We start from the raw sequence: 21,839 nt of genomic DNA, 5'->3' as shown, positions 1-21,839 counted from the left end.
TAGTGCCAACTTCGGTCGGGCGTTGACCGTGGCTGAGCGCGATTCAGCCGGCGACTCGGAACTACTACCCGTCCGTCGGTACGTTGTGGATAACTCTGACGGCCGGTCGCTGTCTGTAGGCAAGATTCATGGATGGCGTCCGTCGTTGAAGTGCTGGTTCGGCTGGGAGGCTGGTCCACTGCCGCCGAGCTGGTGCAGCTGACCTCCCGGCGGGCGCTCGCGGACGCAGTCCGGCGAGGAGACGTCGAGCGGCTCACCCGCGGGACCTACGGACTCCCGGGTCTCACGAAGGATGTGGCGACGGCGATCGCACACGACGGAGTTCTGTCGCATCTCAGCGCAGCTGAGGTCTGGCGGCTGCCACTGCTCGATTCCCCAGCGAAGCCGCATATCACGCTTCCGACGAACAGGAACGCTCGGTCAGGCCCGCCGGCAGTGCTGCACTGGGCGGACCTCTCCCGGACGGAGGTGCGTAAGCGCCGGACTTCTCTGGAGCGAACGGTCCTGGACTGTGCCCGGATCCTGCCGTTCGGCGAGGCATTGGCCGTGGCCGATGCTGCACTCGCGACCGGCCGCTTGACTCTCGACGAACTGGCAGCAGCCGTCCTGGCGATGCGTGGGCCCGGCCGGCCGAACGCACTGCAGGTCGCAGCCGCGGCCACCAGGCTCCCCGACAGCTTCCTCGAGTCGATGCTGCGAAGCCTTCTGATCACCGCCGGGGTTGAGGGGTTCGAACCACAGGTGGTGGTGGAACTCGGCGGCGTGCGTGTTCGAGTGGATCTCGGGCACCGGGTGGCGCTGGTTGCGCTGGAGGCTGAGGGGTACGAATTCCACGGTTCGGCGGTCAAGTTCGCCGCGGACTGTCGCCGCTACGACGATCTGGTGGCAGCCGGCTGGCTCGTCCTTCGGTTCACCTATCAGCAGGTGATCGGGGATCCCGAGTGGGTGGTGGCGACGGTGAGGAGTGCGGTCGCGCAGCGGATCGGCGTACCGACCAACGGGTAGTGGTGCCGGACCGGTCGGCCGCGCAGGCGTGGCCTGGTCGGCCAGCTCGGTCTGGGAGGCACTACTACCCGTTCTTCGGTACGAAGGGCGCTGAAAAAGATTTGCAGTGGGGCTAGGCAACGGCGGCTGAAGTGGCTAATCTTTTGCGCAATCTGGTGGGAGGTGAGTTGTGAGGCGCAAGAGATTTTCTCGGCGGAGTGTGTTGGCCGGGGTTGGAGCGGGGCTGGCGGCTGCGGTGGTGCCGGGGTGTTCCGGTGGTGGGGGTGGGCGGTCGGGGGCTTTGCAGGTTTGGGGTGGGGTGCCGGCGGCTTCGGGGCCGGGGGATGTGGTGAAGGCGTTCCAGGCGAAGTTTCCGCAGTACGAGGTGAACTACACGCGGTTCGTGAACGACGACCGGGGCAACCTCAAGCTCGACACCGCGCTGCAGGGTGGCGTCGACATCGACGTGTACTTCACCTACTCGCAGGGCGCGCTGGCGTTGCGGGCCGGGTCCGGGCTGGCGGCGGACCTGACCGACCGGGTGACCGCGGATCCGGACCTGAAGGTGTTCCTCGACACCGAGCAGCCGCGGTCGTACATCGACAACGGCAGGGTCAAGGCGCTCGCGACCGCCCGCGAACCGTTCTTCGTGCTGTTCAACGAGAAGCTCCGGCAGCAGGCCGGCGTCGAGCTCCCGCACGACTGGACGATCGACGAGTTCCGCAGTACGGCGAAGCAACTGACCACCGGCAGGACCGTCGGCGCGTACACGGTCCCGGATATCGCGCGGATCGCCCTCGGCCCCAACTACTGGTACGACGGCAACCGAAGCAACTTCGGCGAACCGCACTTCGAGCAGGGCTTCCGCGTCGGCCGCGAGATGATCGCCGACGGTACGGCGTTCCCGTGGACCGAGGTACTCGCCCGCCACCTCGACGCGTACCAGCAGAACTCGTTCCTGACCGAGGAGTTCCATCTCTGGTCGACGGCGCCGTTCAACCTGCGCTACCTGTACGACGCGAAGAAGTACCCGCACGACTTCAAGGTCGCGTTCGCCCCGTCGCCGACCGTCGACGGCAAGGACTGGAACGGCGGCTCGTTCAGCAACTTCATCATGATCAACCCGAAGTCGCCGAAGTTCGAGGCGGCCTGGGCGTTCGTGAAGTTCTGGCTGACCGAGGGCGCCACGCCGATGCTCAAGGGCGGCAAGCTGCCCGCGCTCGGCGGCGTCACCGACGACCAGATCATCACCGGCATGCTCGGCAAGGAGCCGGACAAGTACTTCGACATGGACTCGTTCCGCCGCGTCGTACTCGAGGCGGACCCGAAGCTCGCCACCGACACCCGGCTGACCGGGTTCCCGGAGATCACCCTCGCCGTGAAGCAGCAGCGCGACCTGTGCTGGCTGGGCGAGAAGGATCCGGGTGTCGCGATCCGTGAGGTACGGCGGCTCGCCGACGCCGCGATCGCCCGTAACGAGAGGAGGCCCTGATGGCCACCGCAACCGTCGCGGCCGCCCCGGCGGTCCGGACCGAGAAGGCGCCCGGGATCAAGCCCCGCGGCTGGATCGGGTTCCTGTTCATCGCGCCCAACCTGCTCGGCGTGATCGCGTTCACCCTGATCCCGCTGATCAGCGTGGTGGTGCTCGCGTTCACCGACTGGAACCTGGTGTCCGGCCTCGGCGGCATCACCTTCAACGGCATCGACAACTTCGTCGCGATCGCCCGTGACCCCGGTTTCTGGCACGCGATCGGGCTGACGCTGGTGTACGTCGTGGTGTCCGTCCCGCTCACCGTCGTACTCGGACTGGCCCTCGGCATCGCGCTCGACCGCCCGCTGCCAGGGCGTGCGGTACTGCGGGCGATCTTCTTCCTCCCGTACATCGTCAACGTCGTCGCGATCGGCATGACCTGGCTGATGCTGATGAACCCGAGGGCCGGCCTGGTCAATCAGGTCCTGGACGCGTTCGGCATCCAGCCGGGATGGTTCGCGTCTTCGCACTGGGCGCTGCCCGCGCTGATCGTGATGGCGGTCTGGGGCGGTGTCGGGTACTGCTCGCTGATCTATCTGTCCGCGCTGCAGGACGCGCCGCGGCAGCTGTACGAAGCGGCCGACATCGACGGTGCCTCCGCGTGGGCGAAGTTCCGCGTGATCACCTGGCCGTCGTTGCTGCCGACAACGATCTTCCTGCTGGTGACGCTGATCATCGGGGCGTCGCAGGGCTTCGGTCTGATCGCGCTGATCACGGCCGGCGGTCCGGGCGACTCGACCACGACGATCTCGTACTACATGTACCAGACGGGCTTCCAGTTCTACCGGTTCGGATATGCGTCGGCGATCGGCCTGGTGACGTTCGTCGGCGTACTCGTCCTGACTCTGCTCACGTGGCGGGCGCAGCGAGGGAGGAGCCTCAATGACTAGGTCGAAGTGGCTGTGGGGGATCCCGTTGTGGATCCTGGCGATCGCGTTCCTCGCGCCGTTCGCGTGGATGATCTCGACCGCGCTGAAGCCGGACGTGGACGCGTACAAGATCCCGATGCAATGGATCCCGAACCCGTTCCAGTGGGACAACTTCACCACGGTGCTGTCCGGCGCGACCTCGGTACTCCCGGCGTTCGGCCGCTCGGTGTTCGTCGCCGTACTGCGGGTCGCGGGTGAGCTGATCACCGCGACGATGGCCGGGTACGCCTTCGCGCGGATGTCGTTCAAGGGCCGCGACAAGTTGTTCCTGCTGTACCTGGCGACCGCGATCATCCCGGCGCAGCTGCTGCTGGTGCCGCGGTTCATCTACTTCCAGAAGCTCGGGCTGTACGACACGTTGTGGGCGCTGATCCTGCCCGGCATGTTCACCGTGCTCGGGACGTTCCTGATGCGGCAGTTCTTCATCAGCCAGCCGGCTGAGTTCGCCGAGGCGGCCCGGATGGACGGCGCGAACGAATGGCGCGTGTTCACCCGGATCTACCTGCCGTTGGCGACACCGGTGATGAGCGCGCTCGGGATCCTCGCGTTCGTCTGGTCCTGGAACGACTTCGAGACGCCGCTGGTGCTGATCAGCAACCCGGACCGCTACACGCTGCCGCTCAGCCTGACCAACTTCGTCGACGAGCAGGGCCAGATCGCCCCCGGCCTGACGATGGCCGCCTCGGTGATCTCGATCGTGCCGGTGCTGATCGTCTTCGTCGTCCTGCAGCGCCGCTTCATCGCGGCGATGACTCACACCGGGATCAAGTGAGACGTCGCGGTGGGTGATGATCACGGAATGGATTCCTCGATGGAACGAGCCGGCAGTCCGAGTCCGTTGCAGCTGGTCAAGCGGGCTCTGCCCGAGCTGAACGGTGCGATGCAGCGGGTCGCCGAGCACATCCTGGCGAACCCGGACGAGGTCGCGCGCGGGTCGATCACCAAGCTGGCCGGGGCGGCGCAGACGTCGGCGGCGACGGTGACGCGGTTGTCGACCCATCTCGGGTTCGCGGGGTACCCGGCGTTGCGGGCCGCGCTGGCCATGGAGGTCGGGCGCGGCCTGGAGGCCGGGTGGGCGAGTGACATCGGGATGGCGATCGGTCCGGCCGATCCGCCCGAGCAGGTGCTGAACGTGCTGGCCTCCACCCAGGCGAACGCCCTGCGGAACGCGTTGGCGGCGATCGATCTTCCTGCGGCCACTCGGGTCGCCGACGCGATCGCGGGCGCCCGGCGTACCCACATCTACGGCGAGTGGGGCGACGCGATCCCGGCCCGCGAGCTGTACATCCGGCTGCTGCGGATCGGGATCCCGGTGTGGTTCTTCGACGGGCCGCAGTCCTCGCAGATCGGCGCCGGCCTGCTCAGCGAGGGCGACGTCGCGTTGACGGTCACGCGGTCCGGGACCGATCCGACCACGCTCGACTTCATCAAGCGCGCCGCTGAGGAAGGCGCGCTGACGGTCGCCATCACCGGGATGGTCGACTCGCCGATCGCCCGGCTCGCCGACGTCACCTTCGACACCGGTACGCCGAACGGCGCCACCTGGACCGAGTTCTTCGCCGGCCGCGCGAGCGACGTACTGACGGCCGGTCTGTTGTTCGTCCTGGTCGCGCAGCGGGTGCCCGATCACCTCACCGCGAATCACCCCAACGGGCCGGGGCAACCCGTCGTACATCCGGATACCTGAAAGGTTTGTGCATGCAGCAGCTCGAGGTTCAGACCGATCTGACCGTCGTCGGCGGCGGGCTCGCCGGGATCTGCGCGGCGATCGGAGCCGCGCGGCAGGGGAGCACCGTGGCGCTGGTGCAGAACCGGCCGGTGCTCGGCGGCAACTCCTCCAGCGAAGTGCGGGTGTGGGTCTGCGGGGCGACCGGGCACGGCGTCCAGAGCTTCGCCCGCGAGACCGGCATCATGGGCGAACTGTTCGTCGAGAACCAGTTCCAGAACCCGCTGGGGAACCCGTACTACTGGGACCTCGTGCTGCTCGAGGCGGTGCGCGCCGAGCCGCTGATCACGCTCTACCTGAACACCGACGTCCGTTCGATCGACGCGGCGGACGGGGAGATCCGGTCGGTGACCGGTTGGCAGATGGGATCGGAGAAGGAGATCCGGTTCGTCAGCCCGGCCTTCGTCGACTGCTCGGGTGACGGCCTGGTCGGAGTGCTCGCCGGCGCCGACTTCCGCACCGGGCGCGAACCCCGATCGGAGTACGACGAGTCGTGGGCCCCGCTCGTGCCCGATGCGAACACGCTCGGCAGCACGATCCTCTTCTACACCAAGGACGCGGGCGAGCCGGTACGGTTCGTGCCGCCGTCGTTCGCGCGGGACGTCACCGAGACCGCGATCCCGGACCGCCGGGTGATCCGGACCGACATGAACGGGTGCGCGTTCTGGTGGATCGAGTGGGGCGGCTCGCTCGACGTCGTCGACGACAACGAGGCGATCCGGGACGAGTTGCAAGCGGTTGTGTACGGGATCTGGGACTACATCAAGAACTCCGGGCGCTTCGACGCGGACAACCTGACGCTGGAGTGGATCGGGTCGGTGCCGGGGAAGCGCGAGTACCGCCGGTTCCTCGGCGATCATGTCCTGACCCAGCAGGATGTGCTGGAGCAGACGGCGTTCGAGGACCGGGTCGCTTTCGGCGGATGGTCGATCGACCTGCATCCGCCCGGTGGGGTGTATGCGGCCGAGCGCGGGTCGAAGCATTGGCATCCGGACGGCAACTACCACATTCCGTTGCGCTCGCTGTACTCGCGGAACGTGCGCAACCTGTGGATGGCCGGCCGCAACATCAGCGCGAGTCACGTCGCGTTCGGTACGACGCGGGTGATGGCGACGTGCGCCCTGCTCGGCGAGGCGGCCGGGATCGGCGCAGCTGTTGCCCTACGCAACGGACTGTCGCCGCGGGAGCTGGCCGGCTCGCGGTTCGACCTGGTGAAGCATGCGTTGACCCGGGCTGATTCGTCGGTGCTCGGCGTGCTCGACGACGACCCGGCGAACCTCGCCTTGTCCGCATCCGTGACCGCTTCGTCGACCCTCACCCGGCCTGCCGTCGAGGTGTCGTCCGGAACTCTCCCGTTGACGACCGACCTCGGCATGGTCATCCCGGTCGACCCGGCCCTGGACGGCTTCGAGCTGCTCGTCGACTCCACCGGCGGTTCGTTGACCGTCGAGCTGCATGACCCGGTCAAGCCGCAGAACTACCTGCCCGCCGCACTCGTCGACTCCTGCACCATCGAAGTACCGGCCGGCGAGAAGCGATGGATCCGGGTCCCGCTGTCCTGGCGTCCATCCGCGCCCGCCAACGCCTTCGTCGTACTGCGGCAGACGCCGGACATCTCGGTCCACACGGCGTCGACCGCGCTCCCGGGGACCCTGCACTTCGCTCACCGCGAGCCGGCTCCGGACGAGCAATGGACCGAGCAGTTCCGCGCGTGGAAACACATCCTGCCGCGCGGCGGCCTGTGCATCCGCCTCGGCGACACGGCGGCGTACTCCGCCTCGAAGGTGATCGGTGGCTACGCCCGCCCGTACGGCGGCCCCAACCTCTGGTCGTCCGAAGACCTCGCCTGGGACCCGAACCCCTGGCTGGAACTCACCTGGCCCGAGCCGGTCGAGCTCTCCGAGGTCGTGGTCATCCTCGACGACGACGTCCAGGAAGACCTCATCAACCTCCACCATCACCGCACCCCCTTCGAATCCCTCCCCACCCTCATCGCCGAGTACACAATCGAAGCCCGCAACGGCGAGGGGGCGTGGCAGCCTGTCGCCCAGGTCACCGCCAACCACCACCGCACCCAACATCACCGCCTGGAGGTCCCGATGCAGGCGACCCACCTCCGCCTCACCGCCCACCGCACCAACGGAGCGCCCCGAGCCCACGTCGTCTCGGTCCGCGCCTACGGTCAGTAGCGCCATTCGAGTGGGTGGTCCTGCATCCAGTGGGTCAAGGGGTCGGCCACGCGCGGGGCGGTAGCTGCACCTGTCAGGAGGTCCGAGAGGACCTGGGCGGGCGCAGCCAAGCGGAGACCGGTGGAGGTCTTGCGGGCGCGGGTGTAGACGACGTCGGCTAAGGGCTCGGCCAGGATGATGGATCTGGTTCTTGACGGCACGAGCTCCCAGACTGCGGCGGCGGTCTGGGCGTCCGGCGTGTAGATGACTGTTTGGCCGGTAGGGGTCTCCGGGCACCAGCTTTGGGCCGCCTGGGTGCCGGTGAGGGCGTGGCGGATCGGGGTGGTGGGGATCCGGTCCAGGAGGGGTGGGGCGCCGGGTTTGGTTCGCCAGTAGGTCAGGCGGCTGTTGCGGGCGAAGCGGAAGTCCTCGTTCCAACGGCGTAGCAGGGCGAGCCAGCTCGGCACAGTGATGACTCCGGGGGCGTGGCGTTCGACGAGGTCCTCTTGCTCGAGCCGGTCGACGACTCGGCGTACCACCTGTGCTGGGACGCCGCTGGTGGTGACCAGGTCGTGCGTTGTCCACAGACTGCGGAAGTCCAGGAGGGCACGGATGACGAGTGCGGCCGTGTCTCCGGCGTACGGGGCGGCGGCGGTCGCGCTCATCCGCCCGCTCCGTCGGGTGACACTTGGATCCCGAGCGGCACAGTGGCGCACAGAGTCCACTCGTACTGGCCGTGGTCCCGATTGAGCTCGATGAGGCTGACGTGGGTCAGCTCGGTCGTGGCGACCCCGCCGCCCAGGGCACGCGTCAGCTTCTGCAGTGGCTCCGCCGGGGCGATCTGGTTCCAGTAGCCGAGGGAGACGTGGGGATCGAGCTCCGGCAGCACAGGAACGGAGTCGCGGCCCCAGACATCGGTGATCGCGGCCCGAAGCTGAGCACGTAGCCGGCGCATCCGATCGACCGGCGTCACCGGCAGTTGCAGGCTCTCGACATCGACGGTCGCAGGTCCGAGCTGGATCACGAACGGGCGGAAGTGCTCGAGCCGTCGCCGCGTCGCCTCGAGGATCGGCCCGAGATCGGTCCGCGGAACCTTGTCGGTGAACCCGACGCCTTGCAGCGTCAGGTGCAGCCACTCCACCGGAACCGGCGTGACGCCGGGAAGCGCGGCGATCAGGCCCTGGTGCGCCGCGTGCACGTCGGTCATCACCGGGTCGCCCGGGAAGATGATGTGCCAGGTGTAGAACGATCTCCCGGGCCGCCAGTTGGGGCGCCAGTACCAGTGATCGCGGACGTCCTTGATCATGCCTGGTCCTCTCGCGTGCGTCGTACCGAGTAGATGCGTGGGGCTTCCATCGCTGCGAATCCGTTCGCCGTCGGCCGCGCAGGGAGCTCCGGGCGCTGGGTGAACTCGACGACGCGGTCGCGCAGCATCCGGGTCTTCGCACTTCGCCCGTACGGCGCGGTGAGCGCCGCGACCTCCGCCAGGCGCTGGATCAGTGGGCGAACGCGGTACTCAGGCTGGGTGTCCAGCACCGGCTCGACGGCCTCCAGCGCACCGTCGAGCTCACCGAGGATCAGCCGCGCCTTCGCCTGCTGCAGGCGGGCCATGCGTTCCGACCCGACGTTCCGCAGCGCGTACGGCGCGGCTTCGAACAGGGCGACGCTGTGATCCGCGTGCTCCGCGGTCAGTTGCGCCTCGCCGAAGGCCAGGTAGGTGTCCGCCCAGAGTCCTCCGGCGCGCTCCGGCGTGCAGACGAAGAGACCGCCTGGTTCGGTCCCGGCTCGGCGGACATTGAGCGTCTGGGCCACCTCGAGTAGTTCGCGGGCCTTGTCCGTGCGGCCGATGCGGGCGAGGTCGACCGAGGCTGCGCTGGCGAGGAAGAGCCGTGCGGTGCCGGCGGCATAGCGCAGTCCGTCCTGGGCGTACTCCGCGGCGCGGGCGAAATCGTCCTGCCAGAAGGCGGCGGTGTGCTGGGTGGCCCGGATCCAGCCGCGCAGTACGTCGTGATCCGCCGCCTCGGCGCAGGCCCACGCCGTCCGTGTGTGGCTCTCGGCGATGTCCGGGCGGCCGAGGTCGACCGACATCCAGGCGAGCAGGGTGATCGCCCAGCCGGCCGCCGAGTACAGGTCGCGGGACTGGCGCGGCGACTGGTTGCCGGCCAGCAGCCCGAAGGCGCGATCGCGGATCGCCCGGCTGGTGGCGAACAACTGCCGGGTCGGCGTCCGGAGGTAGGACTGGGTGATGCGCTCGATGTCGGCCTGCAGCTGCTCGACGGTGAGCTCACCGACGTTGGACTGCTCGGCGAAGGACAGCAGGGCGATGGACTCGTCACCCGCGACGATCAGGTCGTCGTCGTGGCCGATCATCGACGGTGGGGCGAGGTCCGGCTCGAGGGCGGAGCCGCCGGACGGCGGGAAGAATCCGAGTTCGTTGTCGGCGGCAACATCAAGGACGTGGCGCAGACCGGAGCGGTAGGCCGCACCGGGCCACCGAACGGCGCCCCGTTCCAGCTTGGCGATGTAGTGTCCGTCGAGTTCGTACTTGATCTCGGTGGTGTCCCACAGCCAGGCACAGATCGCATCGGCGAGCTCGCCCCGGGACATGTGTTCGCCCGGCGCGCGGCGGGACGGAGTGTGTTCTCGCGCCGCCCGCAACAAGTCGTTGGGCTCTGGCATGGCGGTAACTGTAAGACGCCGAACACCCTCTGCGACCAGGAAATCGGGTCCTGTGGATGATCTGCCCCGGTATGCCCCGAGCTGCCCCGAAAACACTGCTGGGAAAGGGCTTTCGGGCGTCATCGCGACATTCCGGCGGCAATGGATCACCGGATCGACGCCGATGACGCCTCGGCTATCCGCTTGCTGAGCGTAAGCAGCGCGGGGCAGCGCGGGGCAACCTGGGGCAGCCCTTAGGGTTGTCGGGTGCCCGAGGAAGCTGTGACGACGTTGCGTGCCGAGTTGGAGCGGTTCGGGCGGGCCGAGGAGGGGTTTGCGCTGCTCGAGGTGTTCCTGGAGGTGGCGCGGCCGCGGTTGGGGACGGTGGTGCTGGATCCGGTGGGGCTGCACCTGCCGGAGGGCATGACGGATGACCGCGCCGTCGTACAGGGCCTGATCGAGGAGCTCGAGCGGGCGCCGCGGGAGAAGGGACGCGTGGTCGAGCGTGCGTACGACATGGACGACGAGCAGGCGCGATGGGACTACGTGCGTCTGGCATACAGCTCCAGTCAGGCAACGGTGTGGAGCCGACGCGGACGTACGACCTACTTCGAGGCGTCCGGGCGGAGCAGGGCGACGTACTGGCTGCCGGACAGCCTGAAGAGCAACTACTTCGAGGCGCTGACGTCCTGCGGTTGGGCCATCCCGCCTGACTGGCTCACCGCGGTCGCCAAACGCCCGAAGCCCTGGTGGAAACGCGGCGGCCGCTAGCCAAGGGCAGGCAGCCGGGTCAGCGCATCGGCGACGGCTGCCTGGATCTCGGCGTCGTCCCAGCTGCGATCGGTCATCGTGTTGGAGAGGTAGGCGTCGTACGCCGCCAGGTCCAGGTGGCCGTGTCCGCACAGGGCGGTGAGGATGACCTTCTCCTCGCCGGACTCCTTGCAGCGTTGGGCTTCCTCGATGGCGGCGGCCAGGGCGTGCGTGGGCTCAGGAGCCGGGACGATGCCTTCGGTCCGCGCGAACTGGATGCCTGCGGCGAAGCACTCGGACTGGGGTTTGGCGACGGCCTCGATCTCGCCGGACTCGTACAGGTGGCTGATCAGCGGGCTCATCCCGTGGTACCGCAGGCCGCCGGCGTGGATCGGGTCCGGGATGAAGTCGTGGCCGAGGGTGTGCATCTTCATCAGCGGCGTCATGCCGAGGGTGTCGCCGAAGTCGTACGCATACGTGCCCTGGGTCAAGGACGGGCAGGCCGCGGGCTCGACCGCGCGGACGACCGGGGACATCCGGCCGGCCCACTTCTCCCGCAGGAACGGGAACGCCAGGCCGCCGAAGTTCGACCCGCCGCCCGTGCAGCCGACGAGGAGATCGGGAGTCTCGCCGACCATCGCGAGCTGGATCAGCGCCTCCTCGCCGATGATGGTCTGGTGCATCAGCACGTGGTTGAGCACCGATCCGAGGGCGTAGTGCACGTCGGGATCCTGCACCGCGGCCTCGACCGCCTCGCTGATCGCGATCCCGAGCGAACCGGTGGAATCGGGGTGCTCGGCAAGGATCTTCCGCCCGGCCGCGGTCAGGTCCGACGGGCTCGGGTGCACGGTCGCCCCGAAGACCTCCATCATCGTCCGCCGGTACGGCTTCTGGTCGTACGACGCCCGCACCTGCCAGACCTCGCACTCCAAGCCGTACTGCGCGCAGGCGAACGCGAGCGCCGTCCCCCACTGCCCCGCGCCGGTCTCGGTGGTCAGCTTCCGGACGCCGGACTTCGCGTTGTAGTACGCCTGTGGGACCGCGGTGTTGGGCTTGTGCGATCCCGCGGGTGAGACGCCTTCGTACTTGTAGTAGATCCGCGCCGGCGTATCGAGCGCCTTCTCCAGCCGATGCGCCCGGAACAACGGGCTCGGTCGCCACAACCGGTAGACGTCGAGCACCTCGCCGGGAATGTCGACGTACTGCTCCTGTGAGACCTCCTGCAGGATGAGGTCCATCGGGAACAGCGGTGCCAGATCCTCCGGCCCGATCGGTTGCCCCGTCCCCGGATGCAGCACCGGCGGCGGTGGTGTCGGCAGGTCGTGAAGCACGTTGTACCAACGGGTTGGTAGTTCGTCCTCTGGCAGCAGGATCTTCGTCGGCGTCATGCCAGCAAAACTAGGCCCACCCCAACGCCCCGGCAATGACCCGAACCGGAACTCCACCAGCACTTAATTTGCACTGCTCAACCGCTCGACCGTGCCACCCCTCCGCACGCGATAGACGACGTCGGACGGCTGCCCGGACTCGAGCGCGTCCGGTACGCCGAGCTGCCGCAGCAGCATCCGCCCGATCATCTCGTGCGACACCAGCACCGGCCGCCGCACGCCGGCTCGCACAACCTCCGCAAGCACACGACTTGCGCGTACGTCGCCGTCCGCATACCTCTCACCCGCGGGAAACGGAAGCCGTACTTGTCCTGCTCCCGGGCCGCACGCAGCCCCGGCCAGCCGGCGTCGATCTCGGCCGAGGTGAGCCCCGACCACGACCCATGATCGATCTCGGCCAGATCGTCGAGCACCTCGACGGTCAGTCCGAGCGCGGAGCCGATGATCGAGGCGGTGCGGTGGGCCCGGCCGAGTGGGCTCGCGAAGACGGCGTCGATGCTCTCCGTCGACAACAGGTCAGCGTTCCGTGCGGCCTGCCGCAGGCCGAGATCGGTGAGCGGAGAGTCCAGACGGCCTTGGCGGCGGCCTGCGACGTTCCACTCGGTCTGGCCGTGGCGGGCCAGGTAGACAGTCAGGCCAGGACGGCGGCCGGAGTACCGAGCCATTGGTCGATCTCGGTCAGGAGGGACTTCTGGACCTCGGGCGGTGCGGTGGCGGCCAGGACCGAGCCGCGGGCCAGGTCGGCCAGCTCGTTGTCGCTGAAGCCGTGGACGGTGCGAGCGGTTTCGTACTGCTCGGCCAGACGGGAGCCGAAGAGCAGTGGGTCGTCGGCGCCGAGCGCGATGCGGGCGCCGGCCTCGTAGAGCTCGCGAAGTGGGACGTCTTCGGGGCGCCGGTAGACGCCGAGAGAGACGTTGGAGGCCGGGCAGACCTCCAGAGCGATCTGGGCGTCGACGACGCGCTTCAACAGGTCCGGGTCCTCGACGGACCGAACGCCGTGACCGATGCGGCCGGCTCCCAGCTCGTCCAGGCACGTGCGCACGGTGGCCGGACCGCACAGCTCACCGCCGTGCGGTGCGGCGAGCAGCCCGGCGTGGCGGGCGATCCGGAAGGCCGGCTCGAACTCCGACGTCGTACCGCGGCGCTCGTCGTTGGACAGACCGAACCCGACCACCCCGCGCCCGACGTACTGCGCAGCCAGCCGGGCCAGCGTCCGTGCGTCCAGCGGATGGCGAGTCCGGTTCGCGGCGATGATCACCTGGACGGCGATGCCCGTCGACTCGGATGCGTCCCGGGCGGCGTCGAGCACCAGATCGGTGAACTCGGTGATCCCGTGGAAGCGGTTCGCATACCCGGACGGGTCCACCTGGATCTCCAGCCAGCGCGATCCGTCGGCCCGGTCGTCCTCGGCGGCCTCGCGGACCAGGCGCCGTACGTCGTCCTCGGTCCGGAGCACCGAGCGAGCGATGTCGTACAACCGCTGGAACCGGAACCAGCCACGCTCGTCCGCCGCCGACAACTCCGGCGGCCAATCGGTCCGCAGCGCGTCCGGCAGCCGGACCCCGTGCTTGTCCGCCAGCTCGACCAGCGTCAGGTGCCGCATCGACCCGGAGAAGTGCAGATGCAGGTGTGTTTTCGGCAGCACCCGCAGATCCCGCTGCGTCATTACCGAAGGTTACCGAGGCCCTACCCGCGCCACGAAATCCGGCTCAGCCGAGCAGCTTCGCGATCCGGCCCAGACCCTCGGCCAGGTCGTCGTCGCCGAGCGCGTAGGACAGCCGCAGGTACCCGGGCGCGCCGAACGCCTCACCGGGCACGACCGCCACCTCGACCTCGTCGAGGATCAGGTCGGCCAGCTCGGCGGAGGTGGTCGGCGTACGCCCGCCGATCTCCTTGCCGAGCACGCCCTTGACCGACGGGTACGCGTAGAACGCGCCGGTCGGCTCCGGGCACTCGACGCCGGGGATCTCGTTGAGCATCCGGACCATGGTCCGCCGCCGGCGGTCGAACGCCTGCTTCATCTCGTCGACCGCGCTCAGGTCGCCGGACACGGCCGCGAGCGCGGCCCGCTGGGCGACGTTGCACACGTTCGAGGTCTGGTGCGACTGCAGGTTGGTCGCGGCCTTGATCACGTCCTTCGGACCGATCATCCAGCCGACCCGCCAGCCGGTCATCGCATACGTCTTGGCGACACCGTTCAGTACTACGGTCTTGTCGGCCAGCTCCGGCACGGCGACCGGGATCGAGGTCGCCCGCACGTCGCCGTACGTCAGGTGCTCGTAGATCTCGTCGGTGATAACCCACAGGTCGTGCTCGAGCGCCCAGCGGCCGATCGCCTCGATCGCCTCCGGGCTGTCGACCGCGCCGGTCGGGTTCGACGGTGAACAGAACAGGAGAGCCTTGGTCCGCGGGGTCCGGGCCGCCTCGAGCTGCTCGACGGTGACGCTGTAGTTCTGCGACTCGTCGGCGAACACCTCGACCGGCACGCCGCCGGCCAGCCGGATGGTCTCCGGGTACGTCGTCCAGTACGGCGCCGGCAGCAGCACCTCGTCGCCCGGGTCGAGCAGGGTGGCGAACGCGTTGTACACCGCGTGCTTGCCGCCGTTGGTGACCAGGACCTGGGCCGCCTCGATCTCGTACCCGGAGTCCCGCTTGGTCTTGTCGGCGATCGCCTGCTTGAGCTCCGGCAGGCCGCCGGCCGGGCTGTACCGGTGGTTCTTCGGATCCCGCGCGGCCGCGACCGCCGCCTCGACGATGTAGTCCGGTGTCGGGAAGTCCGGCTCGCCCGCGCCGAACCCGATCACCGGGCGCCCGGCCGCCTTGAGTGCCTTCGCCTTGGCGTCGACCGCCAGCGTCGCCGATTCACTGATGGCGCCGATCCGCGCCGAGATCCTGGAACTCATGGCTTCCATCCTGGCACCACGGCGTCCGGCCGGGCGCGGCGGTTTCACGGGATGGGCGCGACGGGAACACGCTGGGGGTGTGGTCCGTTGGGATCCGGTGGAGGCTGTATGGTTCTGACCGCGGTGCGGCGCCCGGCAGGGGGTCGTGCGGGCTAGGGCCTCAGTTCGACCAGGTGGCTCAGACCCCGTACACTCTTCTAGTCCGGGCGTTGGTGGCCCTGATCCGGCATGCCTGAGATCAGGTCCGACGCGGCGTCCAGATGGATTGCAGAGGGCACTAGCTCAACTGGCAGAGCATCGGTCTCCAAAACCGAAGGTTGGGGGTTCAAGTCCCTCGTGCCCTGCAAATCCTGACCGGCGCAGGGCCGGTCAGGCCGCCGCTAGCGAAAGAGGTAGGTCGTGACGGAGACGCGCACCCCGGCACCGTCCGGCGCCGGCAAGCCTGCGGAAGGCAAGCAGCGCCGTGGACTGGTGCGCTTCTACCGCGAGGTGGTCGCCGAGCTCCGCAAAGTCGTCTGGCCGACCCGCAAGCAGCTCTCCACCTACTTCGTGGTCGTGCTGACCTTCGTGGTGTTCGTCATCGCGATCGTCTCGGTCCTCGACCTCGCCTTCGGCTGGGCGATGTTCAAGATCTTCGGCTGAGGTTCGCCGAACGACCCACCGCAGGCCCCGACCCGAAGCAGACAAGACCCCGAACCAGATGACGGAGTACGACGTGTCCGAGCGCGACGACGAGGTCCTCGACAACGAGGACGAGTTCGACGTATCCGACTCCGACGACCTAGAGCTCGACTTCGACGAGAACGCCACCGACGATGACGACCTGTTCGGTGACGACGACGATGACGACGACCCGTTCGCGGACCTCGACGCAGACGACGATGACGAGGACGTGGAAGTGGACGTGGACGAGTACGCCGCCGATGACGAGGCGGAGGTGCCGCCGGCGGACGCTGACACGTCCGACGACGAGCCGGTCGTCGTGGTCGCCGCCGCCGACGAGGCCGAGGACGCCGAGGTGGTGACCGAGGCCGACGTCGAGGACGCCACCGAGGAGCTGGCCGAGGAGACCGCCGAGACGGCCCCGCTGACCACCACCGAGCCGCCCGTCGCGGCCGACGAGGTGGTCTTCTCCAGCGGTGAGGCCGACGATGCGGACGACGACGATGCCGACGCGGACGCGCTGGCGGCAGCCGCCGTCGCTGCGCAGGCCGACGACGACGCGGACGCCGAGGACGCTGACGACACCGAGGGCGATGCCGAGCCGGCCGAGCCCGAAGAGCCGGGCGACCCGCTCGAGGAGCTGCGCAGCCGGCTGCGTTCGCAGATCGGCGACTGGTACGTCGTGCACACGTACTCAGGGATGGAGAACCGGGTCAAGGGCAACCTGGAGAACCGGATCAACTCCCTGAACATGGAGGACTACATCTTCGAGATCATCGTGCCGACCGAAGAGGTCGCCGAGATCAAGAACGGTCAGCGCCGGATGGTCAAGCGCACCGTCCTCCCCGGCTACGTGCTGGTCCGGATGGACCTGACCGACGAGTCCTGGTCGACCGTGCGGCACACGCCGTCGGTGACCGGCTTCGTCGGGAACAGTCAGAAGCCGGTCCCGCTCAGCCTCGAAGAGGTTGAGAAGATGCTCGCTCCGGCCGTCGTGGCGGCGGCCGAGGCGGCGGCAGCCGAAGCCGGCGCCGCACCTGCCAAGACCGCGGCCAAGAAGAAGGTCGAGGTCGCCGACTTCGGTGTCGGCGACTCGGTCATGGTGGTCGACGGGCCGTTCGCGACCCTGCACGCCACAGTCACGGAGATCAATGCCGAGGCCCAGCGGATCAAGGCCCTGGTGGAGATCTTCGGCCGGGAGACCCCGGTGGAACTCAGCTTCAACCAGATCCAGAAAGTCTAAGGACCCGAAGAATGCCTCCGAAGAAGAAGATCGCTGCCCTGGTCAAGGTGCAGCTCCAAGCCGGTGCCGCGACGCCGGCACCGCCGGTCGGTACCGCGCTCGGTCCGCACGGCGTCAACATCATGGAGTTCTGCAAGGCGTACAACGCCCAGACGGAGTCCATGCGCGGAAACGTCGTACCGGTCGAGATCACGATCTACGAAGACCGTTCCTTCACGTTCGTCACCAAGACGCCGCCGGCGCCGGAGATGATCAAGAAGGCCGCCGGTCTGCAGAAGGGCTCCGCCGTTCCGCAGCGTGACAAGGTCGGCAAGATCACCCGCGACCAGGTCCGCGAGATCGCGACCACCAAGATGCCGGACCTCAACGCCCGCGACATCGACGCTGCCATGAAGATCATCGAGGGCACCGCCCGCTCGATGGGCGTCGTCGTCGACAAGTAACGTCACCCGGTCCGCCGTTGGCGGACCAGCAGGAGTGGCAGGGCGCACATCGCCCGATCACCACAACACGCGAACGACGAGCACCGTTCGCACACAGGAGACAAAGAAATGGCACAGCGCAGCAAGGCATACCGCGCGATCGCGGACAAGATCGACTTCGATCACCTGTACACCCCGCTCGAGGCCATCAAGCTGGCCAAGGAAGCGGCGGGCAGCAAGAAGTTCAACTCGACGATCGACGTCGCGATGCGTCTCGGTGTCGACCCTCGTAAGGCCGACCAGATGGTGCGCGGCACCGTCAACCTTCCGCACGGCACTGGCAAGACGGCACGGGTCCTCGTCTTCGCCACCGGTGAGAAGGCCGAGGCCGCGAAGGCCGCCGGCGCCGACTTCGTGGGCGACGACGACATGATCAAGAAGGTGACCGACGGCTGGCTCGACTTCGACGCCGTCGTCGCGACCCCTGACCTGATGGGCAAGGTCGGCCGCCTCGGCCGGGTACTCGGCCCGCGTGGTCTGATGCCGAACCCGAAGACCGGCACGGTCACCCCGGACGTGGTGAAGGCCGTGAACGACATCAAGGGCGGCAAGATCGAGTTCCGGGTCGACCGGCACGCGAACCTGCACTTCATCATCGGCAAGGCGTCGTTCGACGAGGCCCAGCTGGTGGAGAACTACAGCGCCGCGCTCGAGGAGATCCTCCGGCTCAAGCCGGCCAGCTCCAAGGGCCGCTACATCAAGAAGACGGTCTTCTCGACCACGATGGGTCCGGGCGTCCAGGTTGACCCCAACCTGTCCCGCAACCTGTCCGAGGACGCGGTCGAGGCCTGAGCCTCACCCCTTCAGCACCAGAACTGCCCCCGGGATCTCCCGGGGGCAGTTTTGTTTCTCAACCCACGCCCGCGCGGCCGCGATTGTTGGGGTGCGCGGTCGCGGGTGCGGGTCCGGCGAGTCGCCGCGGGGCCCTCCATCCGCTGCCCTGGCCGTCGAGTCGTGGTAAATGGTTCGGGTGGGGCAGCACGAGTCGTGGATAGTGGTCGATTTTCGCAGCCGATTCCCACGACTCGGCGAACGGGCGGACGGGCGGGCGGGGGGAGGGGCGGGAGGGGCGGGGGGAGGGGCGAGGGAGGGGTTAGGTGTGGGTTAGGCGGAGGGGGTGGTCGGCGGTTTGGATTGTCCAGCCGTCGGGGTGATGTTCGAGGATGGTGCCGGGGGCGGCGACGGTGCGGAGCTTGCGGGTGATCAGGACGTTCATCCCGTCCGGCAGGCCGGCGACCATCGGATCGGAGGCGCCGTACCGGCCGGTCTCGGGCAGCGTCACCACCAGCGCGACCTCGTGCCCGTTCCGCCGGGCGAACTCGTGCACGAGCCGGAAACCGGGCAGGAACGCGTTCAGGCCGACGATCCGCAACGTCACCTTCTCAGGGTCACAAGGTCAGGGGTCAGCGAGGACGGTGTCGCATGGCCGACCAGGCGCAAGGTGTGGTCTAGTTCCTCGCCGAGGTCGGTGAGGAGGCGGGTGACGCCGGCTGATGAGTCGACGGTCAGGGCCCAGAGCGCCGGCCGGCCGACGAAGACTGCGCGGGCGCCGAGGGCCAGGGCGGCGAGGATGTGTTCGCCGCGACGGATGCCGCCGTCGACGTACACCTCGAGTCCGCTGCCGGCCACGGCTTCGGCGATCTCGGGCAGCGCCTGCGCGGTCGGGATCGAGGCGTCGAGCTGCCGGCCGCCGTGGTTCGACACGATGACTCCGGCGGCACCCGCGTCCGCGCAGCGTTTCGCGTCGTCGCCGCGGAGTACGCCCTTCACCACCACGGGCAGGCCGGTTCGCTCCGCCAGCCAGCCGATCACGTCGGGATTCAGGTCGTCGGCCTTGTCCAGGTCGTCGTCGGTCCACTCGCCGTCCGGCAGGTTGGCCAGGAACTGCCCGGGTTGGGCCAGGTCCCAGACCGTGTCGCCGTCGTCCTCCTTCCGGCCGACCACCGGGGTGTCGACGGTGAGCACGACCGCTCGCGCTCCGGCTTCGACCGCGGCGTCGAGCATCCGGCGGGTGATCTCGCGGTTCCGCAGGATATAGAGCTGCAGCCACCACGGAACCCCGGTCGCACCGAGCTCGGCGAACTTGGTGCCCGCGTTGCTGGAGACCCCGAGCAGCGAACGCGCCGCGCCGACGCCGCGCGCCATCGCGAGCTCGCCGTCCGGATCCGCCATCCGGTGCATCGTCGACGGCGAGACCAGGATCGGCGCGTCGACGGGTACGCCGAGCACCGTCGTACCGAGATCGATCGTGGACACGTCGTTCAGCACGTGCGGGCGGAACCGGTACGCCGACCAGGCCTCGGTCGCCTCGCCGACACTCACCCCGCCTGCTGAGCCCTGCCGGAAATAACGGTGTACGGCCTCCGGGAGCTTGTCGGCGGCCCCGGCTTCCAGAGTGTCGATCCATCGCATGCGGCCCATCGTCGCACTCGTCCCGGTCCGGGTGGGAGGAATTTCACGGGCGGGGCTGGTGGGTGGGCGGTACAGTTGACGGTATGACGCAGTACGGGCGGCGATTTCTGCGCCCCGGCCGGCACGACGGTGCCGACGGGGTGAGCTGCTGCTGCGCTCTCTCCTGAGGTGACCGCGGCCGACCGGGGTGGACCCCCGTCGAGACCGTCATCCTGGAGAGAAACTCATGTCTGTCCTCACTGCTGAAGAACTGAACGCTGCCCTGGCCCTTCGCGACCTCGCCGACCCGGCGCAGGGACCACACGCCGTCCAGCTGATCGTCGACTCGATCCGTACGTCGCTGGGCGCGGCCTGGCCGTACACCGAGATCTGGACCCGCCGCGACCATCCCGTCGTACCGCTGGCCGACAACTACGACAACCTCGGGTACGCGACCGGCGCGGTCACCCGTGAAGCTCGCTACACCCGCTACGCCTCGGAGACCGAGGTACTGCGAAGCCACACCTCCGCGATGATCCCGCCCGCGCTGCGTGAGCTCGCGAAGTCCGATGCGTCCGACGTGCTGATGATCTGCGCGGGCATCTGCTACCGCCGCGACTCGGTCGACTGGCAGCACACCGGGACTCCGCACCAGCTCGATCTGTGGCGGATCAGCCGCAACGTCACGCTGGGGGAGCCGGAGTTGGAGGACATGATCGCCCACCTGGTCGACACGATCCTCCCCGGTCAGACCTACCGGACTGTGCCGGCGGTCCACCCGTACACGATCCACGGCCGTCAGATCGACGTCCTGCTGGACGATCAGTGGATCGAGATCGGTGAGTGCGGGGTCGCGGCGCCGCATGTCCTCCGCCTGGCCGGCCTGGATGACAGCTGGACCGGACTGGCGATGGGGCCCGGTCTCGACCGGCTCCTGATGCTGCGCAAGGGCATCCGGGACATTCGTCTGCTCAGATCGACCGAACCGCGGGTGGCGAGTCAGATGCTGGATCTCTCGCCGTACAAGCCGGTTTCATCCATGCCACCGGTACGACGCGACCTGTCCGTCGTGGTCGATGCATCGGCCGACGTGTCGGCGGAGGTGCTCGGTGACAAGGTCCGCGCCGCGCTGGGCCCGGATGCCGATGCCGCGGAGTCGCTGGAGGTGCTGGGTGAAACGTCGTACGACGACTTGCCGACGGCCGCCCGTGAACGCCTCCAGTTGAACCCGGGGCAACGGAATCTGCTGGTCCGGCTGATCCTCCGGCCGGTGGACCGCACGCTCACCGATGCAGAGGCCAACTCCCTGCGGGACAAGGTGTATCGGGCTCTGCACGAAGGTCCTGTGATGGAGCTCATTGCCTCTTGAGTTCACGGGCCGCGACCACGAAGGCGCACACGGCCAGGGGCAGCTCCAGCAGCAGGGCCTCGGTCAGCGAGAGGGTGCGGTCGAAGCTGGCGGACGCAGTACTGACGTCGAACCAGGCGTCGGCCGTCAGCAGCGTCCCGGCGGCCATCGCGGTCAGAGCGGCGTACCTGTTGCGTTTGTGCAGCAGGTACGCCGTGAGGCCCGCGGCGATCGCGGTCCCGCAGTCGAGCCCGATCCAGGTGAGCTTCCAATGGCCGGCCTGGTAGGTGCTCGGCAGCGTGGCCGCGAGGATCAGGCACCACGGAAGCAGCACCGCCGCGACTCCGGCGGCAACCAGCGCGGCCAGGCCTTGAGGGGACCGGCGCGGGCGGATCCGGCCGTCCAACCGGCCCTCGGTGATGTAGTCCTCGAGAGCATCGGCGACGCGGTCGTCGATCGCGTCGCCGAGCTTGCCGTCCAGGGTGCCGGATCGCCTGCTGTCGAGTGTCGTCGTCATGCCATCGAGCATTCCGGCGGCGGGCGTTCGGCACAGTCCGGTCAGCCCACGAACCGGGGTGGGGATAACCCCCGGTCACTTCCGTGGGATGTCCTCATGCCGTCCGGCCGCCAGGACGACGTAGGTTGTGACGGCAAGCAGGCGCTGACACGGGGAGG

The 21,839-nt window shown here is 68.5% G+C and carries 22 protein-coding genes and 1 tRNA gene; 13 read left to right on the top strand and 10 right to left on the bottom strand.

All coding sequences use genetic code 11. From position 1 onward, the window contains the following. The first annotated feature begins 132 nt into the window (after positions 1 to 132). The 6 genes from OHA18_RS09495 to OHA18_RS09470 all read left to right on the top strand — a co-directional run bounded on the left by OHA18_RS09495 (position 133) and on the right by OHA18_RS09470 (position 7,359). Complete coding sequence (locus OHA18_RS09495) at positions 133 to 1,005, top strand: type IV toxin-antitoxin system AbiEi family antitoxin domain-containing protein (RefSeq protein WP_329003524.1); 873 nt, start codon at positions 133 to 135, stop codon at positions 1,003 to 1,005. Positions 1,006 to 1,303: 298 nt separating this feature from the next. Continuing rightward, entirely contained in the window at positions 1,304 to 2,476 is a 1,173-nt protein-coding gene (locus OHA18_RS09490) for an ABC transporter substrate-binding protein (protein ID WP_329003523.1), read from the top strand. Beyond that, positions 2,476 to 3,405, top strand: a complete 930-nt coding sequence (locus OHA18_RS09485; RefSeq protein ID WP_329003522.1) for a carbohydrate ABC transporter permease — start codon at positions 2,476 to 2,478, stop codon at positions 3,403 to 3,405. Before OHA18_RS09490 ends, OHA18_RS09485 begins: the two co-directional genes overlap by 1 nt. Next, positions 3,398 to 4,216: a carbohydrate ABC transporter permease gene (locus OHA18_RS09480; protein ID WP_329003521.1), complete on the top strand. Its 819-nt coding sequence runs from the start codon at positions 3,398 to 3,400 to the stop codon at positions 4,214 to 4,216. Before OHA18_RS09485 ends, OHA18_RS09480 begins: the two co-directional genes overlap by 8 nt. Positions 4,217 to 4,255: 39 nt before the next feature. Beyond that, the gene (locus OHA18_RS09475) at positions 4,256 to 5,131 is read left to right on the top strand and encodes a MurR/RpiR family transcriptional regulator (protein ID WP_329003520.1); all 876 of its coding nucleotides are present in this window, start codon (positions 4,256 to 4,258) and stop codon (positions 5,129 to 5,131) included. An 11-nt stretch (positions 5,132 to 5,142) separates the two neighbouring features. Further along, a complete protein-coding gene (locus tag OHA18_RS09470; RefSeq protein WP_329003519.1) occupies positions 5,143 to 7,359 on the top strand; it encodes an FAD-dependent oxidoreductase in 2,217 nt (738 codons plus the stop codon). On the opposite strand, the gene OHA18_RS09465 is transcribed toward OHA18_RS09470, so the two are convergent. The 3 genes from OHA18_RS09465 to OHA18_RS09455 are packed head-to-tail and all read right to left on the bottom strand — an operon-like array spanning position 7,353 to position 10,017. After that, on the bottom strand, positions 7,353 to 8,003 hold the full coding sequence (locus tag OHA18_RS09465; RefSeq protein ID WP_329003518.1) for a hypothetical protein: 651 nt from the start codon (positions 8,001 to 8,003) through the stop codon (positions 7,353 to 7,355). The two genes, OHA18_RS09470 and OHA18_RS09465, sit on opposite strands and share 7 nt — an antisense overlap. Continuing rightward, complete coding sequence (locus OHA18_RS09460; protein WP_329003517.1) at positions 8,000 to 8,644, bottom strand: 2'-5' RNA ligase family protein; 645 nt, start codon at positions 8,642 to 8,644, stop codon at positions 8,000 to 8,002. Before OHA18_RS09460 ends, OHA18_RS09465 begins: the two co-directional genes overlap by 4 nt. Continuing rightward, positions 8,641 to 10,017 (bottom strand): hypothetical protein, encoded by a 1,377-nt coding sequence (locus tag OHA18_RS09455; RefSeq protein ID WP_329003516.1) that lies wholly within the window; start codon positions 10,015 to 10,017, stop codon positions 8,641 to 8,643. Before OHA18_RS09455 ends, OHA18_RS09460 begins: the two co-directional genes overlap by 4 nt. A 246-nt stretch (positions 10,018 to 10,263) precedes the next feature. On the opposite strand from OHA18_RS09455, the gene OHA18_RS09450 reads away from it, so the two are divergent. Beyond that, on the top strand, positions 10,264 to 10,767 hold the full coding sequence (locus OHA18_RS09450) for a hypothetical protein (protein WP_329003515.1): 504 nt from the start codon (positions 10,264 to 10,266) through the stop codon (positions 10,765 to 10,767). Here the strand turns inward: OHA18_RS09450 and OHA18_RS09445 are convergent. The 4 genes from OHA18_RS09445 to OHA18_RS09430 form a co-directional block, all read right to left on the bottom strand. Beyond that, a complete protein-coding gene (locus OHA18_RS09445; RefSeq protein WP_329003514.1) occupies positions 10,764 to 12,134 on the bottom strand; it encodes a TrpB-like pyridoxal phosphate-dependent enzyme in 1,371 nt (456 codons plus the stop codon). The genes OHA18_RS09450 and OHA18_RS09445 overlap by 4 nt on opposite strands. A gap of 185 nt (positions 12,135 to 12,319) precedes the next feature. Then, positions 12,320 to 12,799, bottom strand: coding sequence for a histidine phosphatase family protein (locus OHA18_RS09440; protein ID WP_329003513.1), 480 nt, complete (start codon positions 12,797 to 12,799; stop codon positions 12,320 to 12,322). After that, positions 12,766 to 13,800 (bottom strand): adenosine deaminase, encoded by a 1,035-nt coding sequence (locus OHA18_RS09435; RefSeq protein WP_329003511.1) that lies wholly within the window; start codon positions 13,798 to 13,800, stop codon positions 12,766 to 12,768. Before OHA18_RS09435 ends, OHA18_RS09440 begins: the two co-directional genes overlap by 34 nt. A gap of 43 nt (positions 13,801 to 13,843) precedes the next feature. Further along, complete coding sequence (locus OHA18_RS09430) at positions 13,844 to 15,037, bottom strand: pyridoxal phosphate-dependent aminotransferase (protein ID WP_329003510.1); 1,194 nt, start codon at positions 15,035 to 15,037, stop codon at positions 13,844 to 13,846. A 271-nt stretch (positions 15,038 to 15,308) separates the two neighbouring features. Between OHA18_RS09430 and OHA18_RS09425 the strand changes: the two genes are divergently transcribed. The 5 genes from OHA18_RS09425 (at position 15,309) to rplA (ending at position 18,217) form a co-directional block, all read left to right on the top strand. Then, a tRNA-Trp gene (locus OHA18_RS09425) sits at positions 15,309 to 15,381 on the top strand. A gap of 55 nt (positions 15,382 to 15,436) precedes the next feature. After that, entirely contained in the window at positions 15,437 to 15,679 is a 243-nt protein-coding gene (secE, locus tag OHA18_RS09420) for a preprotein translocase subunit SecE (protein ID WP_134107100.1), read from the top strand. A 340-nt stretch (positions 15,680 to 16,019) separates the two neighbouring features. Continuing rightward, positions 16,020 to 16,943 (top strand): transcription termination/antitermination protein NusG, encoded by a 924-nt coding sequence (nusG, locus tag OHA18_RS09415; RefSeq protein ID WP_442914413.1) that lies wholly within the window; start codon positions 16,020 to 16,022, stop codon positions 16,941 to 16,943. 11 nt (positions 16,944 to 16,954) lie between these two features. Then, positions 16,955 to 17,386, top strand: a complete 432-nt coding sequence (gene rplK / locus OHA18_RS09410) for a 50S ribosomal protein L11 (RefSeq protein WP_329003507.1) — start codon at positions 16,955 to 16,957, stop codon at positions 17,384 to 17,386. Between the two features lie 108 nt (positions 17,387 to 17,494). Then, positions 17,495 to 18,217: a 50S ribosomal protein L1 gene (rplA, locus tag OHA18_RS09405; protein ID WP_329003506.1), complete on the top strand. Its 723-nt coding sequence runs from the start codon at positions 17,495 to 17,497 to the stop codon at positions 18,215 to 18,217. A 301-nt stretch (positions 18,218 to 18,518) separates the two neighbouring features. Here rplA and OHA18_RS09400 read toward each other — a convergent pair whose 3' ends face one another. Both OHA18_RS09400 and OHA18_RS09395 read right to left on the bottom strand, forming a co-directional pair. Then, on the bottom strand, positions 18,519 to 18,803 hold the full coding sequence (locus OHA18_RS09400) for a hypothetical protein (protein WP_329003505.1): 285 nt from the start codon (positions 18,801 to 18,803) through the stop codon (positions 18,519 to 18,521). Beyond that, positions 18,800 to 19,837: an alpha-hydroxy acid oxidase gene (locus tag OHA18_RS09395; RefSeq protein ID WP_329003503.1), complete on the bottom strand. Its 1,038-nt coding sequence runs from the start codon at positions 19,835 to 19,837 to the stop codon at positions 18,800 to 18,802. The genes OHA18_RS09400 and OHA18_RS09395 overlap by 4 nt, the downstream gene beginning before the upstream one ends. A 226-nt stretch (positions 19,838 to 20,063) precedes the next feature. On the opposite strand from OHA18_RS09395, the gene srmL reads away from it, so the two are divergent. After that, complete coding sequence (gene srmL / locus OHA18_RS09390) at positions 20,064 to 21,185, top strand: PheS-related mystery ligase SrmL (RefSeq protein ID WP_329003501.1); 1,122 nt, start codon at positions 20,064 to 20,066, stop codon at positions 21,183 to 21,185. On the opposite strand, the gene OHA18_RS09385 is transcribed toward srmL, so the two are convergent. Then, positions 21,172 to 21,681, bottom strand: a complete 510-nt coding sequence (locus tag OHA18_RS09385) for a hypothetical protein (protein ID WP_329003499.1) — start codon at positions 21,679 to 21,681, stop codon at positions 21,172 to 21,174. The genes srmL and OHA18_RS09385 overlap by 14 nt on opposite strands. Between the last annotated feature and the right edge of the window lie 158 nt (positions 21,682 to 21,839).

The sequence above is a fragment of the Kribbella sp. NBC_00709 genome (assembly GCF_036226565.1).
In the GTDB taxonomy this organism is placed as follows: Bacteria; Actinomycetota; Actinomycetes; order Propionibacteriales; family Kribbellaceae; genus Kribbella.
Note: the sequence above shows the minus strand (reverse complement) of the source record. Positions and strands in the feature narration are given on the sequence as shown.